This is a genomic window from Pseudomonas sp. FG6 (assembly GCF_057809015.1).
Genome location: NZ_JBMDJD010000001.1, coordinates 165,251 through 183,244, shown reverse-complemented (window position 1 = coordinate 183,244; position 17,994 = coordinate 165,251). Strand labels below are relative to the sequence as shown.

Below are 17,994 nucleotides of genomic sequence, written 5' to 3'. Positions count from 1 at the left end.
GGATCAGTCAGCATTGATGTGGCTGAAACACCGCCATCGCGAGCAAGCTAAGCTCCCACAGGGTCTGCGCAATCAGTTACGGGAAGTTTTCCCCGCCGGCAGCGGCTCCTTGCTGCGCCAGTGCGGCAGGGAGTTCCAGTAGCGCTGGCCCTTGGCATCGTCGTACATGCCTTCCCAACGGGCGACGACCAACACGGCCAGGGCGTTGCCGATCACGTTCAGCGCGGTGCGGGCCATGTCCATGACGCGGTCGACACCGGCGATGAAGGCCAGGCCTTCCAGCGGGATGCCCACGCTGCCCAGGGTCGCCAACAGCACCACGAAGGACACGCCCGGTACGCCGGCGATGCCTTTGGAGGTGACCATCAAGGTCAGCACCAGCAGCAGTTGCTGGCTGATGGACAAGTCGATGCCGTACAGCTGGGCGATGAAGATCGCCGCGATGCTCTGGTACAAGGTCGAACCGTCGAGGTTGAACGAGTAACCGGTAGGCACCACGAAGCTGCAGATGGCTTTCGGCGCACCGTAGGCTTCCATTTTCTCGATCACACGTGGCAGCACCGTTTCGGAGCTGGCGGTGGAGTAGGCCAGCACCAGCTCATCCTTGAAGATGCGAATCAGCTTGATCACCGAGAAGCCGAACAGGCGGGCGATCAGGCCCAACACCACGAAGGCGAAGAAGGCGATGGCGAAGTAAACCAGGATCACCAGTTTCGCCAGCGGCAGCAGGGAGGCGAAGCCGAAGTTGGCGACGGTTACCGCAATCAGGGCGAACACGCCGATCGGGGCGTAGTTCATGATCATGTGGGTGACCTTGAACATGCTTTCCGACACGCCCTGGAACATTTTCACCAGCGGTTCGCGCAGGTCCGCTTGCAGGCTCGACAGACCGAGGCCGAACAACACGGAGAAGAAGATGATCGGCAGCATTTCACCACGCGTCATCGCGGCAAAGATGTTCGACGGGATCAGGTTGAGGATGGTCTGGACGAACGCATGCTCATGCTGGACCTCAGCAGCGGTGGCCTGGTACTTGGAGATATCCACCGTACCCAGGGTGCTCATGTCGATGCCGTTGCCCGGTTGGAAGAAGTTGGCCAGCAGCAGGCCAACGACGATGGCAATGGTGGTGACGATTTCGAAGTAAATGATGGTCTTGAAGCCGATACGCCCGAGTTTCTTGGCGTCGCCCACCCCGGCAATGCCGACGATCAGCGAGGAAATCACGATCGGGATCACGATCATCTTGATCAAGCGGATAAAGATATCGCCTGCCGGTTGCAACACGTTACTGATCCACCAGGCTTTTTCAGCACTGAAATGGTTGAGCAGCGCGCCCAGTGCAATACCGAGCACCAGACCGATGAGGATCTGCCAGGCGAGGCTTAGTTTTGCCTTCTTCATATCATTACCCTTACTTCAGTTGGACACGGGCAAAGGCCATGCGCGGTTCGCCGATGGCGATACGCACACGCTGCCTCTGCCCCCGTATAAGGTCACCCCGAGCACGCATTGCGGCTTACTGGCAGGCGAAAAAAGGCGCAACTATTGCGATGCGGGGGGGGCTCGTCTAATGCCGTAAACGCCTACCCTATGCCGAATCGGCATGAGTCTTGGCGAAAAAAACCTTCGTCCGACCCGGTTCGAATACGACATTCAAGCAGGCATAAGCGCCGTGATCCGACCATTGCAGCGTAGTCGCCTTTATTTTGGCTGCCTGTGAAACCGATGAAACGCGGGCAGGTCGAGTCGCTGCCGGCCAAAGGAATCGTGCCAACATTCTCCGATATACGGTCAGGCGTGGGGAAGGAAGTTCACGGGAGCGAGTCAAAATGCCGCAGCGCGCGGCCCGTAATGATATGTAATCAATCGGCCGCTCTGGCACACGCTTTTTCTGCACAAACAGCTCAGCGCAAGTTCGCCCTGCCTGGGGGGCTTTGCGAACCTGCGTTGCAGCTTTTTCCTGACCCGGCCCTCGCGCAGGCACTCCTTGTGCCCGTAGGTCACTCCGACCCAAAACAGTCAGAACGTCCCGGCCCCCTGGTCATGCAGCGACCCTCCTCGGGTCGTGCAGAGGGAAAAGCAGGGGCTGCCTTTCCCGCTCTCGAAATCAATACCAATTCGGGTCTTTCTTGAGTTGCTCCATTAACAGTTTCTGCATACCGTCATCCGGCTTGCCCAGAAAACGGTATTCGGCATGCCGGGTCGGCGACTTGTCGGCCGGCAGCCCCGCAGGCACTTGCACCCACATCGCGTAGGCGTGTTCCTTGTCGAAACTCACGGCCACGATCAGCCGTTCGCTACGGCAGGTCGCCTGTGTCTCGCACAACGGGCCGACCAGGTACTTGTCACCGTCTTCCTCGACAGCGTTCATCTGATCCGAATCGCCCGACAGGTTCATGACCCATTCCGGCAAACGCTCTTCCTTGCGGATGACGTGCTGCCAGGCCTGGCGGTATTGCGGGTCCGCCTCCAGCAACTGGTTGACCCGCATCTGTCCGTCATTGGCAGCCATTGCCAGGGCGCCACCACCCATGAGTGCGGCGGCAACCAGTGCTTTTAATGCGACGTGCATGATCAACCTCGGCCGCGACGGCCAAAAAAGAAGGAAGCGATGAACATCACCAGGAACACGACAAAGAGAATCTTGGCGATGCCCGTGGCGGTGCCGGCGATACCACCGAAGCCCAGGACTGCAGCGATGATGGCAATGATCAGGAAGGTGATTGCCCAACTCAACATGGTGATTCTCCTTACGCTTTTCTAGTGAGTGAGGGTCTGCCGGTGAGGGTTCCGCGAAAGCGGACGACCGGATCGATCCCTGCGTTAAAACACCCAACGCTCCTGCGTGTCGGTCACAGGCTGAGCCTGGTCGACCTCAATCATTCGCATCGAGGCGGACGCTTGCGCGATGTCGCCCACGGCACTGAAATGACTTTGCGCAGCGCGATGGATCGTCACCGCTGGCGCCTCGGGCCGCTGGCTTGCTTGCCAGAGCAGCCATTGCTGGCCCACCACCAGGGTGACCAGCAACGCCAGGGCAGCCCACAGGCTCTGCTGGATGTGCAGGGAAGAGATGTGAAATCGAGCGCTGCGTTGACGATTCATCCTGCAATTCCTCCCCACCCCGACCGGGTGCGGTGATCTGGTTGAGGCGTAATAAGGCCCGCGTTGATCAAGTTATTGCAGCGCCCGTGCCAGCTTTTTCTTCGAAAAAATCCTTTTACAGTCAATAGGTTATAAAAGATCCACACACGACCGAAGACGCATCCTGCACGATGGCCGCCGTAGGACTCGTGCGTTTTGCACGAAGGATGGAGGGCAGATTGCCGAGGATTTCTTGAATGGCCCGTCGCAATTGCCTGTCGGAACGGGCGAGCTGAATCGTCCGACGCTGGCACGGGGTAAAAAAATGAACTCAAATCAATCTTTTAGCGGTCGGACAGGAGTAGGGCTACGCTCGCAGTGCCGCAGCGCTTAGGAATTAACCATGCAACTTGCCCGATTTTTCTGACACTAACCAACATCATTCATTAAAGGAGCGTAGGAAAAATGGAATCTGCCACCGAGCATCAAGGCCGCATTCTGCTGGTAGACGATGAGTCCGCCATCCTGCGTACGTTCCGTTATTGCCTGGAAGATGAAGGCTACAGCGTCGCCACCGCCAGCAGCGCCGCCCAAGCGGACGCCCTCCTGCAACGCCAGGTGTTCGACCTGTGTTTTCTCGACCTGCGCCTGGGCGAAGACAATGGCCTCGATGTGCTGGCCCAGATGCGTATCCAGGCGCCTTGGATGCGGGTGGTCATCGTCACCGCCCACTCGGCCGTGGACACGGCCGTCGATGCGATCCAGGCCGGGGCGGCCGATTATCTGGTCAAGCCGTGCAGCCCGGACCAACTGCGCCTGGCGACCGCCAAGCAATTGGAGGTACGCCAACTGTCGGCCAGGCTCGAAGCCCTGGAAGGCGAAGTGCGCAAGCCCAAGGACGGCCTCGATTCCCACAGCCCGGCAATGAAGGTCGTCCTCGAAACCGCCCGCCAGGTCGCCAGTACCGACGCCAACATCCTGATCCTGGGCGAGTCCGGCACGGGCAAGGGCGAGTTGGCCCGGGCCATTCATGGCTGGAGCAAACGGGCGAAAAAATCCTGCGTCACCATCAATTGCCCATCGCTGACCACCGAGTTGATGGAGAGCGAATTGTTCGGCCACAGTCGCGGGGCGTTCACCGGCGCCAGCGAAAGCACGCTGGGCCGGGTCAACCAGGCCGATGGCGGCACGCTGTTTCTCGACGAGATTGGCGATTTTCCCCTGACATTGCAGCCTAAATTGCTGCGGTTCATTCAAGACAAGGAATACGAACGGGTAGGTGACCCAGTCACCCGCCGCGCCGACGTGCGGATTCTCGCCGCGACCAACCTCAACCTCGAAGACATGGTCCGCGACGGGCGCTTTCGCGAAGACCTGTTGTACCGCTTGAACGTCATTACCCTGCACCTGCCGCCGCTGCGCGAACGTGCCGAAGACATCCTGACCCTGGCCGACCGCTTCCTGGCACGTTTCGTCAAGGAGTACGCGCGCCCGGCCCGTGGGTTCAGCGACCAGGCGCGCGAAGCGCTGCTGGGTTACCGTTGGCCGGGCAACATCCGCGAGCTGCGCAACGTGGTCGAGCGCGCCAGCATCATCTGTCCCCAGGAAAAGGTCGAAATCAGCCATTTGGGCATGGCCGAGCAACCGATCAACAACGCACCGCGTATCGGCGCCGCGCTGAGCCTCGACGAACTGGAGAAAGCCCACATCGGCGCCGTGCTGGCCACCGCCGACACATTGGACCAGGCCGCCAAGACCTTGGGCATCGATGCCTCCACGCTGTATCGCAAACGCAAGCAATACAACCTGTGAGCGGTACCTTATGAAACTGGCGATGAAGCTGCGCACCCGACTTTTTCTCAGTATCTCAGCCCTGATCACGGTGGCGTTGCTGGGCCTGTTGCTGGGCCTGGTCAGCGTGATGCAGATGGCCAATACCCAGGAACAATCGGTGCGCGACAACTTCATCTTGCTGGACCTGGGACTCAAGCTGCGCCAGACCCTGGGCGATCAATTGATGATCATGCTCGACGAGCGGCCCGACCTGACCAAGCTGGAGCAGTCCAAGGAGCAATACCTGGCGCTGATTGAGGAGGGCATCGCCCACGAACGCGGGCTGGACGATGCGACCACCCACTTCAGCCGGGCCAAAGCCGACTACATGGGGTTTCTCGAAGCGTTCGCCGCGTCTCGCCAATCACCGAGCAAACTCACCGGGATCCAGGACCTCACGGATAAATTCAATGTGTTGCGCAGTGGGCTGATCGAGGGGTATCGGCAGGCCCTGAACAACATCAGCGAGACCCAGACCCGTGCCCGAGACCGGGCGTTGATGATTTCCGGCCTGCTGGGGTTGGTGGGGCTGGCGGTGCTGATCATCGGCTTCATCACTGCCCATGGTGTCGCCCGGCGTTTCGGGTCGCCCATCGAGGCGTTGGCGGCAGCGGCGGACGACATCGGTCAAGGCCATTTCGAGGTGACGCTGCCGACTTCTTCCTACGCCGAGTTGAACCTGCTGGCGCGCCGTTTCGGCGCCATGGCCCAGGCCCTGCGCAAGCATCAGGCGACCAACGTCGACGAATTGCTCGCCGGCCAGCAGCGCTTGCAGGCGGTGCTCGACAGCATCGACGACGGCTTGCTGATCATCGATCGCCAGGGCCGCCTCGAACACCTCAACCCGGTGGCCCAACGTCAACTGGGCTGGGACGAGGAGCGCCTGGGGCTGGGTTTGGGCGAGGCGCTGGGGCACCCGCAACTGGATGAAGAACTGCAACTGGTGCTGCGCGGCGGAACCCTGGAACGCGCCCCGCAAGACCTCGGCATCGAGGTCGACGGCGAGTCGCGGTTGCTGACCTACAGCCTCACCCCCATGAGCCAGGCCCAAGGGCAGATCCTCGGCGCGGTAATGGTGCTGCACGACGTCACCGAACAACGGGCGTTCGAACGGGTCCGCAGTGAATTCGTCCTGCGTGCCTCCCACGAGCTGCGCACGCCGGTGACCGGCATGCACATGGCGTTCGGCCTGTTGCAGGAGCGCCTGCACTTCCCGCCGGAGTCGCGCGAAGCCGACCTGCTCAACACCGTGACCGAAGAAATGCAGCGGTTGATGCAGCTCATCAACGACTTGTTGAATTTCTCTCGCTACCAGAACGGCTTGCAGAAGCTGACCCTGGCCCCTTGTTCCATCGAGGATTTGCTCGAAGCCGCGCGCCTGCGGTTTGCCGCCCAGGCCCAGGCCAAGGGGATCGAGCTGCTGGTGGCGATCCAGGGCCCGCTGCCACGCCTGCACGCTGACGCCCCGCAGCTGGATCGGGTGCTGGACAACCTGATCGACAACGCCCTGCGCCACACCAGCGACCATGGCCAGATTCGCCTCCAGGCCCGCCGCCATGGTGAGCGGGTGATCATCAGCGTCGAGGACAACGGTGAAGGCATTGCCTACGGCCAGCAGGGACGAATCTTCGAACCTTTCGTCCAGGTCGGACGCAAGAAGGGCGGCGCAGGCCTCGGACTGGCGCTGTGTAAAGAAATAGTCCAGCTCCACGGTGGGCGCATGGGCGTTTATTCGAGACCCGGGCAGGGCACACAGTTCTACATGGCCCTGACCGTCTGAGGGCACTTTTCGGACAAACCCTAGGCTTCATCGTCCAGACGCCGCCCAAACCGCCGTCGCCCACGGGTAATCAGCTCGATGAGCTGCACCGCGCTAAGGGCATGGGCAAACAGCCAACCCTGGCCGAACCTCACCCCTTCGCTGCTCAGATAAGACGCCTGGGACTCATGCTCGATGCCTTCGGCGATCACCTTGAGTTGCAGGTCGTGGGCCATGCGAATGATGTGCGGCGCCACGCCACTGCTGGCGGCATCGTGGCCCAGGGCATCGATGAACGCCTTGTCGATCTTCAGGCAATCCACCGGCAGGGTCTGCAAATAGGCGAGGCTGCAATAGCCGGTGCCGAAGTCATCGATCAACACTTGGTGCCCGACGTCGCGCAGCGCTTGCAGGTTCTCCCGGGCGACCAGCACATCGATCAGACCGCGCTCGGTCACTTCGAAGGCAATCTGGTGCGCCGACACCCGATGCCGCGCCAACAGGCGGGCGATCACCTCGCCAATACGCGGCACCATCACATCGCACGCCCCCAGGTTCACCGAAATGTACAACTGGGGGTTGGCCCGCAGCAGCTGACCGAGCTGATCGAACAGCCGCTGCAGGACAAAGTCGGTGATCTGGCGGATTTGCCCGGTGTCCTCGGCCATCGGGATGAACAGGTCCGGGCTGGTCAGGGTGCCGTCCGGTCGTCGCCAGCGCAGCAAGGCCTCGGCACCGACGCAGTTGCGGCTGCGCAGATCGAAGATCGGCTGGTACAGCACCTGCAGCTCACCGCGCCGCAAAGCCCCGTTCAGCTCGGCGTCCATGGACTGGCGATGGCGCGCCAGCAAGAACACCTGGAAACCGATCCCCAGGCCCAGCACCAGGCTGATGGGCAACATCCACCAGGCACTCGGCGGAACATGAAAGCCATCGCGCGGGGCGATCAGCACCAGTTGATACTCCGGGGTGTCGGTGGGCATCCGATAGATCAACCGGGTCTTCGTCACCTGCAAGGCCGGCTTCTTTTTCGCCAGCCAGGGCTCCGTGGGCGGCCAGTACTGTTCGGCGCCCAGCACCGGAATCGCGCGTTGACCGTGGTCCAGGACCACCAGCAGGCTGCCACCGGCGGGCAGATCCACCACGTCGGTCAGATGCCCGCGCGAGGTGGCGACCCGAAAATTACCGCGCCCGAGCATCAACACCGCGCGGTCTTCATCGGGTTCGGTGGTGGTGTTGAGCCAGTAGCTGTAGGTCGGACCGAGGATGTCCGGCGGACGCGCCACCGACAAGCCGCTCTGGCGAGGACGGTTGGAACAGCTGCCGTTGCTGTCGATGTACACCGCCTCATAGACGAAGCGGTAATTGAAGCTGACCTGCCGCAACGTCGCGATCATGTCATCGTCACAGCCGCGCAACGGTTGGTGTTGCAGGTCATCGAGGCTTTCACGCAATTGCCCGAAGAGCTGTTCCAGGCGCTGCACGAAGCGCTCGCCCTGGGCATTCATCTGCTCGCTTTCGCGCAGCTCGATCTGCTGCTTTACGACAAACAGGCTCCCCGCCAGCAACAAGAGCGTACTGAGGATAGCCGCCAGGATCGCCAGGAAAAGAGGGCGATGGAGCCAGCTCTGCAGGGTTTCACGGGCAGCCGTCATCGTGGGTAATCCGAAAGTTACCAATGAGTTATAGCTGCTGTTTTTGAATTGTCGGTGACCGTCAGACGGGCGTCATTATCGGGACTGGTTCAGCACCTGGAGGATCGCCGCACTTTGCGCGTCCGGCGCGCCATCGAAGCGGGTCGGCCGGTAGTGCATCTGGAAGGCCGCCAGCACATGGTGGGTGGCCACATCCCACTCGCCGGTCTGCGGGGTGGGGTAGCCGAGGCGAGCCAACTCGGCCTGGAACCAGCCAGCGCTGGGCAACTGGGCGGCGAAAAGGGCTTGCTGGCGAGCCACGGCCTGTTCGTCCGGCCAGATCCCCAGGCCCTCCTGGGCCAAGCGCTTCCAAGGGAACAGCGGCCCCGGGTCCAGCTTGCGCAAGGGCGCGATGTCGCTGTGGCCGATGATGCCGCGGGCGTTGATGCCGTTGCGCTGGACGATGTCCTTGAGCAAGACGATCAAGGCCTGGATCTGCGCTTCGCTGTAGGGGTACCAGAGGCGCCCGGTGGGCGTATCGACAAAACCCGGATTGACGATTTCGATGCCGACGGAGCTGGAGTTGAGCCAGGTCCGGCCTTCCCATTCGCTTTCCCCGGCGTGCCAGGCCCGGCGGCTCTCATCCACGAGCTTGTAGATGGTCGCGTCTTTATCGTCGCCGATCAGGTAATGGGCGCTGACTTCGCCATGGGTCAGCAAGGCCAGCGACCGCTCCAGCGACGCCGTGGTGTAGTGCACCACCACGAATTGGATGCGGCTGTCCTGGTTAACAGACGGGTGACGGGTATCGAACCGGGGACCGCTGGCACAACCGGCCAACACCAACAGAGCGACAATGAGCGAGACGAATTTCATGGCAAAAAACATTACACATTGGATTTAATGCAACAGTGTAACGTATTGCCCGGCGATGAGCTGGCTCGCGCAAGCAATGACACAAAATGGAACAATTGCCGCTCAGCTCATTTCCACGCGGTTACGTCCGGCATTTTTTGCCCGGTAGAGCGCCTGATCGGCTCTTTTGAGCACAGAATCGCTGCTTTCACCGGGCTTGAAGGCGGTCATGCCCATGGACACCGTGACCGTCACCGGCTCGCCCTTGAAGTGGAACGGGCAGGACTCGATGGCGACACGCAGCTTCTCCGCCAGCTTCGCACCGGCGGCCAACGGTGTGTCAGGCACCAACAGGACGAATTCCTCACCACCAAACCGCGCGATGAAATCGCTGCCGCGCAAGCGCTTGCGCAGGACCGAAGCGATGAGCTTGAGCACCCGGTCACCGGCCAGGTGACCGTAGTTGTCGTTGATTCGCTTGAAATGGTCGAGGTCGAGCATCGCCAGCAACAGGCTGTTGCCATTGCGCTGCCATTGGGCGACTTCATGCTCCAGACGTTCCGACCAGGCGGCGCGGTTGGGCAGCCCGGTCAGCGGGTCGATGAGCGCCTTCTGCCGCTGCTCTTCCAGGTTTTCGCGGATGATCAGCGCATCCTGCTCCATTAACGCCACACGTTCGGCCAGGCTTTTCAGCCGCGCAGAAACCTCCTGCTCGCGCTGGTCGCGTTGCTTCTGATGCTGGTCCATGGTCCCCAGCAAGCCTTCGAGATGGTTTTCCAGCACCTGCTTGAGGCCTTCCAGGTCATCGGCTTGCTGCACGCTGCTTTGCAGGCCGTCCACTTGTTCGCGGATCTGCGAGTCCATTTCCCTGGACGCCGACAGGCTGTCGGCGTGGTCTTCACTGGCGGTCCGCAGGCTGCTCTGGAACGACTCGAGCCGGTCGTTGAGCCGTTGCAGATACGCTTCGAATTCGTGCTGGCCGCTGTCCGTGATCGCCAGCATCAGCACCGCGAGGTCATCGAGGACCGGCAGCAACTCGTACCAGTTCAAGCCGTTCTTCAGCCGTTCACGCATCGCCTCGGCTTGAGGTCGATGCCGCTCGGGCAGGGTCAGGTCGCCCAACAGGCCCAGCAGCGTGTCCTCGATGTGCTTGGCGACCGAACTGTAGGAAGGCTCCGGCGAGTCGGGCAGGGCGTAGTGAGCGTCATCCGGGTCGCCGGTGAGGGCTGGCTCGGCCTCGGCAGGCTGCGGGGCAGGTGCGGCGGGCAGGTCGGCTGCAGGCGCCTCGGGCATCAACTCATCGGGGTTTTCGAGCACGGGCAGCGGTGCGTCCTGGGCGTCCTGAGCGTCAGCCTTGGCGACCGGCTCGGCGGTTTCGGCCAGCTCGGCGGACGGTGCCGCCTCTTCGACGACAGGCGTCGGGGCAGGGCTCGGAGTCGGCGTCGGCGTCGGCGTCGGCGTCGCAGCAGGCTCGATTACCGGCGGCACGAAGGCAACGGGCTCGGAGGGCGCTGGCACTGGCGCTGCGGCTTTGGGCGTCTCTTCCTGCTCCACCTGTGGCGTGGCGGCTGGAGTGGAGGTCGGCGCTGGCGCAACCGTCGTCGCATCGGCCTGCGGGGCTACGGGCGTCGACAGCGACGTCTCGGCCGCCGGCACGACGTCATTCTCTGGCAACAAGGACGTGGCTTGCTCAGGACCGGTGCCACCAAACAGGCGTTGCAGCAGACCGGGTCGATTCGGTTCGGCAGGTGTTTGCAGGGCGCTCAACGCCTTACCCTGCAGGCCGCTCAATTCGCCGAGCAGCAGCGGTATCTCCCGCGCCTGGCCGACCCGGTCCTCCAGTTGCTTGGCAAATTTCTTCAGGGGACGGCTGACTTCCTTGGGCAGCGGCAGGGTTTGCAGCTGTGCAACCAGGGCGGTCAACGCGACGCTCATTTGCTCAACCCGGGTCTCGCGGCGTTGCTCGGAATCGAGCACGGCTTTTTCCAGGCGCGGCAACAGGGCGGCGAGGGCGGCGTCCATGTCATTGGTGCGCACCACCTCGCGCATTTCCTTCATGCATTGATCGACAGCCCTGTCGGTACCTTCAGCGGCCAGGGTGCTGCGCACCAGGCCTCGACGCAGCAAGTCGAGCCGAGCGTCCCAGCGGCGCTCAAGCTTTTCCTGCTGCTCGATACTCTTGAGGTACTTCTCTCTCCAGCGTTCGGCGTCGTCGCTCATTCATCGGATCCGCAAGGGGCAGGACTCAGCGCGGGGAACGCATCAGCCGTGAGCGAACCCGGCAAACGAATTTCAACCGCAACCGGCAGGTGATCGGAAATAGGCTGGGCCAGCACCTCGACACGTTCGAGGGTCAAAGTCGGACTCAGCAGGATATGGTCCAGGCAGCGTTGCGGACGCCAGCTGGGAAACGTCGCTTCCAGTTGCGGGGCCAACAGACCCAGGTCGCGCAAAGGAGACGTGTGCAGCAGGTCGTTGGCATGGGTGTTCATGTCGCCCATCAGGACCTTGTGCTTATAATCGCCGATCAGCTCGCGAATGTAGGCCAACTGCATCGTTCGTGTACGAGCGCCTAGCGCCAGGTGCATCATCACCACCACCAGCGCCTCCGGCCCTTCGCCGAAACGCGCCAGGATCGCCCCGCGCCCCTTGGGGCCCGGCAGCGGGTGGTCTTCGATCGCCCAAGGCCGCAGGCGACTCAACACACCGTTGCTGTGCTGGCCGAGACGTCCCAGGTTGCGATTGAGCTGCTGATACCAATACGGAAACGCACCCAGCTGGGCCAGGTGCTCCACCTGGTTGACGTAGCCGGACCTCAGGCTTCCGCCGTCGGCTTCCTGCAACGCCACCAGATCGAAATCCTTCAGCAGGTCGCCGATTTTCTGCAGGTTACCGGCCCGCCCGGTGTGGGGCAGCAGATGCTGCCAGCCACGGGTCAGGTAGTGCCGGTAGCGTTCGGTGCTGATGCCCACCTGGATGTTGAAGCTGAGCAGTCGCAGGCGGCTTTCAGCGGGCAGCCCCGTGGACGTGACATGATGCTCATTGACCCGCGGTTGATGCAGGCCAACGATACGCTCGGTGCTCCAGCGGGCCATGACGTGGGACTCGCTTAGTTGGCGGCTGCCTTGGTTGCTGCGCGCTCCTTGGCGATCAACTGGTCGGCCAGTTGCAGCGCTTGCTCGGCACCGCCGGCAGAGCCGATGTCAAAGCGATACTTGCCATTGACGATCATGGTCGGTACGCCGGTGATTTCGTATTTCTTCGCCAGATCACGGGCTTTCTTGATCTGACCCTGGATGGCGAAGGAGTCGAAGGTGGCCAGGAACTTGTCCTTGTCCACGCCCTGGGTGGCCAGGAAGGCGGCCATGTCTTCTTTGTCGGTCAGTTTCTTGTGTTCTTTCTGGATGGCGTTGAACACCGCCGCGTGGACCTGGTGCTCGACGCCCATGGCTTCGAGGGTCAGGAACATCTGGCCGTGGGCATCCCAAGGGCCGCCAAACATGGCCGGGATACGCACGAAATTCACGTCGGCAGGCAGCTTCTCGACCCATGGGTTGATGACCGGCTCGAAAGCGTAGCAATGCGGGCAGCCGTACCAGAACAATTCCACGACTTCGATCTTGCCAGGCTCGGCCACCGGAACGGGGTTGGTCAGTTCGACGTAAGGGGCCTTCGACTCTTCGGCGTTGGCTTGGGCAGCCATGCCGAACAGGCTGGCGGCAACGAGCGCGGCGCTGATGATCAGATTACGCATGCTTTACTCCTGGACAATGAGGTGACCTCGCCAAGGGTCTCTTCGAGACGGACCGCGGCGGATTCAAGTTCTTAGTGTAACGGTAGCGGCCACAAAAAAGGGCGGCCAAAGCCACCCTTTTGATGCTTGCATCGACAGATTAATCGAGCGTTAACGTTGCACGGGGTGGACACCCCCTGCAACGCCGCCGCCAGGTTCTTAGTGTAGGCCCTGGATGTAGCTGGCTACTGCCGCGATATCTTCATCGCTCAGCTTGCGAGCGATGGTGCGCATGGTCATCGCGTCACCGTCGTTGGCACGACCACCTTCTTCCTTGCGGAAATCGGTCAGCTGCTTGGCAACGTACTGGGCATGCTGGCCGCCCAGGTGCGGGAAGCCGGCAGCGGCGTTGCCGGAACCGTTAGGCGAGTGGCAGCCGGTGCAGGCTGGCAGGCCTTTGTCGAGGTTGCCGCCACGGAAAATCGCTTCGCCGCGAGCCACGAGCTTAGGATCGGCAGCGCCAACGCTACCCTTCTGGCTGGCGAAATAGGCCGCGATATCCGCCAGGTCCTGATCGCTCAGGTTGGTCAGCAGGCCGGTCATTTCCAGGACGGTGCGCTTGTTCGACTTGATGTCGTTCAGTTGCTTGGTCAGGTAACGCTCGCCCTGGCCCGCCAGTTTTGGAAAGTTTGGCGCCATGCTGTTGCCATCCGGACCATGGCAGGCCCCGCATACGGCCGCTTTCGCCTGGCCGGCAGTGGCGTCACCAGCGGCGTGGGCTACACCGGATATCCCCAGGGTCAACAGCAGACTCACGATCAGTTTGTTCATCAGCTAATCCAACTACGGCTAAGGGTTGAAGAGTTATGGACCGGGTTTACTCGCTCATCCACTGGATGATGGCTCGGTAATCCTCGGCACTGCAGTCCATGCACAAACCACGCGGCGGCATCGCCTTGAAACCCTGGGTCACGTGTTGCACCAGCGTCTCCATACCTTTCGCCAACCTCGGCGTCCAAGCTTCCTGATCGCCCTTGCGGGGCGCCATGGGGAGTTGGCCGGAATGACAGGCACCACAAACACGGTTGTACACAGCTTCCGGATCCTGTGTAGCCTGAGCGCTGTAAAGCGGCATCAAGACACCGGCAGCTAGCAGCCATTTCGTCATAAAACGACCTTTTCAGGGTTGGGAACGAGCTGCGTTCTAGTGCGCAATTTCGGTCGATCGCTCCCGTGTGCTTCATCCTACGCTGGGACAAAGCGCACACAAAATCTGCGGCATTATATACTGGCGTCACTGAAACGGAAACGAACAGCTTGCCGCGTCCATTCCCGACGCCGCCCACATCGGAAATCCCATGCAACTGAAGAACCCCATCCTCGGCCTGTGCCAACAGTCCACCTTCATGCTCAGTGCCGCCAAAGTCGAGCAGTGCCCCGATGACGAAGGCTTCGAGGTGGCGTTTGCCGGGCGCTCCAACGCCGGCAAATCCAGCGCCCTGAACACCCTGACCCACGCCAGCCTGGCCCGCACCTCGAAAACGCCGGGACGCACACAGCTCTTGAACTTCTTCAAGCTAGACGACGAACGCCGTTTGGTCGACTTGCCCGGTTATGGCTACGCCAAAGTGCCGATCCCGCTCAAGCAGCACTGGCAGCGCCACTTGGAAGCCTACCTGGGCAGCCGCGAAAGTCTGAAAGGGCTGATCCTGATGATGGACATCCGCCATCCGATGACCGATTTCGACACGCTGATGCTCGACTGGGCTGTCGCCAGTGGCATGCCGATGCACATCCTGCTGACCAAGGCCGACAAGCTGACCTACGGCGCGGCCAAGAATACCCTGCTCAAGGTTCAGTCGCAGATCCGCAAGGGCTGGGGCGACGCGATCACCATCCAACTGTTTTCGGCGCCCAAGCGCCTGGGCCTGGAAGAGGCCTACACCGTACTGGCCGATTGGATGGAGCTGGCGGACAAGGGCAGCGACGAGGCGCAATAAGCCAAATCCCAGGCAAAAAAAACCCCGGACTTCGTATGGGGAGGGGGAAGTTCGGGGTCCAAGTTCCGGACCGCTAGGGCGGGGTCCAGAATATCTGCCAACACTTAACACAACATAGGAGCATTGAAGGGCTTCACCAGCCATTCAAAATCTCTGAGTAGTGGTTCACGGGTTTAGTTCAGATTATTTTTGGAAATAACCCTAGGAATTTTCCGAACTAAACACACCGTTCGCGTTATGCAGTGATCAATGTGGCGAGGGGATTTATCCCCTCGCCACAGAGTCTACTCACTTCGGCACGACTCAGTGCGCCTCGTCCCAGTTGTTGCCCACGCCCACTTCCACCAGCAGCGGCACGTCGAGCGTGGCGGCGGCGCTCATGTGTTGGCGGATCTCTTCGCGTACCTGGTCGACCAGGTCCTCACGCACCTCCAGCACCAGTTCGTCGTGCACCTGCAAAATGACCTTGGCATCCAGCCCGGACGCCGTCAGCCAGCGGTCCACCGCCACCATGGCTTTCTTGATGATGTCGGCGGCCGTGCCCTGCATTGGCGCGTTGATGGCGGTGCGTTCGGCGCCTTTGCGCAGGGCCGGGTTCTTCGCGTTGATGTCCGGCAAATACAGCCGGCGACCGAAAATGGTCTCGACGAAACCCTGCTCGGCGGCCTGGGCACGGGTGCGCTCCATGTACGCCAGCACGCCCGGGTAGCGGGCGAAATAGCGGTCGATGTAAGCCTGGGACTGCTTACGGTCGACGCCGATCTGCTTGGCCAGGCCGAACGCGCTCATGCCATAGATCAGGCCGAAGTTGATGGCCTTGGCGCTGCGGCGCTGGTCATGGGTGACGGCATCCAGCTCGACGCCAAAAACCTCGGCGGCCGTGGCACGGTGCACGTCCAGGTCATTGCGGAAGGCGTGGAGCAGGCCTTCGTCCTTGGCCAGGTGTGCCATGATCCGCAGTTCGATCTGCGAGTAGTCCGCTGCCAGCAGCTTGTAGCCTTTCGGCGCGACGAACGCCTGGCGAATCCGCCGGCCTTCGGCGGTGCGGATCGGGATGTTCTGCAGGTTCGGGTCGATGGAGGACAAGCGCCCGGTCGCGGCAACGGCTTGCTGGTAATTGGTGTGGACGCGCCCGGTGCGGCTGTTGATCTGTTCCGGCAGGCGATCGGTGTAGGTGCTCTTGAGCTTGCTCAGCGAGCGGTACTGCATCAGCACCTTGGGCAGCGGGTAGTCCTGCTCGGCCAGTTCGGCCAGCACCGCTTCGGCGGTGGAGGCCTGGCCTTTCGCGGTTTTGCTGAGCACCGGCAAGCCGAGTTTTTCGTACAGGATCACGCCCAATTGCTTGGGCGAACCGAGGTTGAATTCCTCGCCGGCAATGGCAAACGCCTCACGCTCCAGCGCCACCAGTTTTTCGCCCAGCTCGACACTTTGCACGCCCAGCAGGTTGGCATCGACCAACGCGCCTTGGCGTTCGATACGCGCCAGCACCGGCATCAGCGGCATCTCGATGTCGTTGAGCACCTTGCCCAGGCTCGGCGTAGCGGCCAGCTTTTCCTGCAAGGCCTGGTGCAGGCGCAAGGTCACGTCGGCGTCTTCGGCGGCATACGGCCCCGCCAGTTCCAGGGCGATCTGGTCGAAGCTCAGCTGCTTGACGCCCTTGCCGGCGATGTCCTGGAAATCGGTCTTGCTCTGGCCCAGGTACTTGAGCGCCAGGCTGTCCATGTCGTGGCGGGTCGCGGTGGAGTCCAGCACGTAGGATTCGAGCATGGTGTCGAAAGCAATGCCCTGGACCTGGATACCGTTGTTCTGGTCACCGCCGATGGCGCAATTGGCCAGGATGTTGGTTTCGAACTTGGCGTGCTGGCCGACCTTGGCTTTGGCCGGGTTTTCCAGCAGCGGCTTGAGGGCCTTGAGCACGGTGTCGCGGTCCAACTGCTCCGGCACGCCCATGTAGGAGTGGGTCAGCGGGACATAAGCCGCCTCGAAAGGGGCCACGGCGAACGATAATCCAACGAGTTGCGCATGCTGGGCATCGCTGCCGTTGGTTTCGGTGACGAACGCAAACAGCGGCGCCTTTTCCAGCTTGGCGAGCCAGGCATCGAAGCGTGCTTGATCGAGAATGACCTCGTACTTGGCCTCGGCCGCGCCGGGCTGTTCGTCGGCGACTTCGACAATGTCCTGGCCGGCGCGCTTGGCGTCCCGCTGGTTTTCTTCGAACCAGCTCTTGAACTCCAGCAACGTGTACAGTTCGGCGAGTTTCTCGTGATCCGGGGCACCCATTTTCAGGTCGTCGAGACCGACGTCCAACGCCACGTCGGTCTTGATGGTCGCCAGCTCGTAGGACAGGAAGGCCATTTCCTTGTGTTCTTCGAGCTTGGCGGCCAGGGTCTTGGCACCACGGATCGGCAGGGTGGCGACGATGTTCAGTTGCGCATACAGCTCGGTCAGGCCGCCGTTGACGCCCACCAGCAGGCCGGATGCGGTTTTCGGCCCGATGCCCGGAACGCCCGGGATGTTGTCGGAAGAATCGCCCATCAGCGCCAGATAATCGATGATCTGCTCGGGAGCGACGCCAAACTTCTCCTTCACGCCAGCCACATCCAGGGCGCTACCGGTCATGGTGTTGACCAAGGTAATGTGCCCGTCGACCAGCTGCGCCATGTCCTTGTCGCCCGTGGAGATCACCACCGGGCGCGAGGCCGCCGCGCTGCTGCGGGCGAGGGTGCCGATCACGTCGTCGGCCTCGACGTTGTCCACGCACAGCAGCGGGAAGCCCAAGGCCTTGACGCTGGCGTGCAGCGGCTCGATCTGCACGCGCATGTCGTCGGGCATGCTCGGGCGGTTGGCCTTGTATTCAGCGTACAGCGCATCGCGAAAAGTCCCACCCTTGGCGTCGAACACCACCGCGAACGGACTGTCCGGATACTGCTTGCGCAGGCTCTTGAGCATGTTCAACACGCCCTTGACCGCACCGGTCGGCAGGCCTTTGGAGGTGGTCAAAGGTGGCAGCGCGTGAAAGGCGCGGTACAGATAAGAAGAACCGTCCACCAGGACGAGGGGCGCTTGGCTCATGAGCAGGATCAACCTTTTCGG

15 protein-coding genes are annotated in these 17,994 nt (G+C 61.8%); 3 read left to right on the top strand and 12 right to left on the bottom strand.

What is annotated here, in order from left to right:
* Positions 1–72: 72 nt before the first annotated feature.
* The 4 genes from gltP to ACODSJ_RS00760 all read right to left on the bottom strand — a co-directional run bounded on the left by gltP (position 73) and on the right by ACODSJ_RS00760 (position 3,108).
* The gene (gene gltP, locus ACODSJ_RS00775; RefSeq protein ID WP_489099907.1) at positions 73–1,404 is read right to left on the bottom strand and encodes a glutamate/aspartate:proton symporter GltP; all 1,332 of its coding nucleotides are present in this window, start codon (positions 1,402–1,404) and stop codon (positions 73–75) included.
* 706 nt (positions 1,405–2,110) lie between these two features.
* A complete protein-coding gene (locus ACODSJ_RS00770) occupies positions 2,111–2,575 on the bottom strand; it encodes an inhibitor of vertebrate lysozyme family protein (RefSeq protein ID WP_489099906.1) in 465 nt (154 codons plus the stop codon).
* Positions 2,576–2,577: 2 nt separating this feature from the next.
* On the bottom strand, positions 2,578–2,742 hold the full coding sequence (locus tag ACODSJ_RS00765; RefSeq protein WP_003177151.1) for a DUF1328 domain-containing protein: 165 nt from the start codon (positions 2,740–2,742) through the stop codon (positions 2,578–2,580).
* A gap of 84 nt (positions 2,743–2,826) precedes the next feature.
* Positions 2,827–3,108 (bottom strand): hypothetical protein, encoded by a 282-nt coding sequence (locus ACODSJ_RS00760; RefSeq protein ID WP_489099905.1) that lies wholly within the window; start codon positions 3,106–3,108, stop codon positions 2,827–2,829.
* Positions 3,109–3,552: 444 nt separating this feature from the next.
* Between ACODSJ_RS00760 and algB the strand changes: the two genes are divergently transcribed.
* Together algB and ACODSJ_RS00750 are read left to right on the top strand one after the other, a co-directional pair.
* Complete coding sequence (gene algB / locus ACODSJ_RS00755) at positions 3,553–4,899, top strand: sigma-54-dependent response regulator transcription factor AlgB (protein WP_489099904.1); 1,347 nt, start codon at positions 3,553–3,555, stop codon at positions 4,897–4,899.
* Between the two features lie 10 nt (positions 4,900–4,909).
* Positions 4,910–6,700: an ATP-binding protein gene (locus ACODSJ_RS00750; RefSeq protein ID WP_489099903.1), complete on the top strand. Its 1,791-nt coding sequence runs from the start codon at positions 4,910–4,912 to the stop codon at positions 6,698–6,700.
* A 20-nt stretch (positions 6,701–6,720) separates the two neighbouring features.
* Here ACODSJ_RS00750 and ACODSJ_RS00745 read toward each other — a convergent pair whose 3' ends face one another.
* The 7 genes from ACODSJ_RS00745 to ACODSJ_RS00715 form a co-directional block, all read right to left on the bottom strand.
* The gene (locus tag ACODSJ_RS00745; RefSeq protein ID WP_489099902.1) at positions 6,721–8,334 is read right to left on the bottom strand and encodes an EAL domain-containing protein; all 1,614 of its coding nucleotides are present in this window, start codon (positions 8,332–8,334) and stop codon (positions 6,721–6,723) included.
* A 75-nt stretch (positions 8,335–8,409) separates the two neighbouring features.
* Positions 8,410–9,189, bottom strand: coding sequence for an N-acetylmuramoyl-L-alanine amidase (locus ACODSJ_RS00740; RefSeq protein ID WP_489099901.1), 780 nt, complete (start codon positions 9,187–9,189; stop codon positions 8,410–8,412).
* Between the two features lie 102 nt (positions 9,190–9,291).
* Complete coding sequence (locus ACODSJ_RS00735) at positions 9,292–11,388, bottom strand: GGDEF domain-containing protein (RefSeq protein ID WP_489099900.1); 2,097 nt, start codon at positions 11,386–11,388, stop codon at positions 9,292–9,294.
* Positions 11,385–12,263 (bottom strand): endonuclease/exonuclease/phosphatase family protein, encoded by an 879-nt coding sequence (locus ACODSJ_RS00730; RefSeq protein ID WP_489099899.1) that lies wholly within the window; start codon positions 12,261–12,263, stop codon positions 11,385–11,387. The genes ACODSJ_RS00735 and ACODSJ_RS00730 overlap by 4 nt, the downstream gene beginning before the upstream one ends.
* Before the next feature lie 14 nt (positions 12,264–12,277).
* Positions 12,278–12,922, bottom strand: a complete 645-nt coding sequence (locus ACODSJ_RS00725) for a thiol:disulfide interchange protein DsbA/DsbL (RefSeq protein WP_489099898.1) — start codon at positions 12,920–12,922, stop codon at positions 12,278–12,280.
* Between the two features lie 198 nt (positions 12,923–13,120).
* Entirely contained in the window at positions 13,121–13,732 is a 612-nt protein-coding gene (locus ACODSJ_RS00720) for a c-type cytochrome (protein WP_489099897.1), read from the bottom strand.
* A 46-nt stretch (positions 13,733–13,778) separates the two neighbouring features.
* Positions 13,779–14,069 (bottom strand): c-type cytochrome, encoded by a 291-nt coding sequence (locus ACODSJ_RS00715; protein WP_003196231.1) that lies wholly within the window; start codon positions 14,067–14,069, stop codon positions 13,779–13,781.
* 190 nt (positions 14,070–14,259) lie between these two features.
* Here ACODSJ_RS00715 and yihA point away from each other — a divergent pair, with 190 nt between their 5' ends.
* Positions 14,260–14,901, top strand: coding sequence for a ribosome biogenesis GTP-binding protein YihA/YsxC (gene yihA / locus ACODSJ_RS00710; protein ID WP_489099896.1), 642 nt, complete (start codon positions 14,260–14,262; stop codon positions 14,899–14,901).
* A 303-nt stretch (positions 14,902–15,204) separates the two neighbouring features.
* Here the strand turns inward: yihA and polA are convergent, their stop codons facing one another.
* Positions 15,205–17,973 carry a DNA polymerase I gene (gene polA / locus ACODSJ_RS00705; protein WP_489099895.1) on the bottom strand — a complete coding sequence of 923 codons (2,769 nt, stop codon included), beginning with the start codon at positions 17,971–17,973 and terminating at the stop codon, positions 15,205–15,207.
* Between the last annotated feature and the right edge of the window lie 21 nt (positions 17,974–17,994).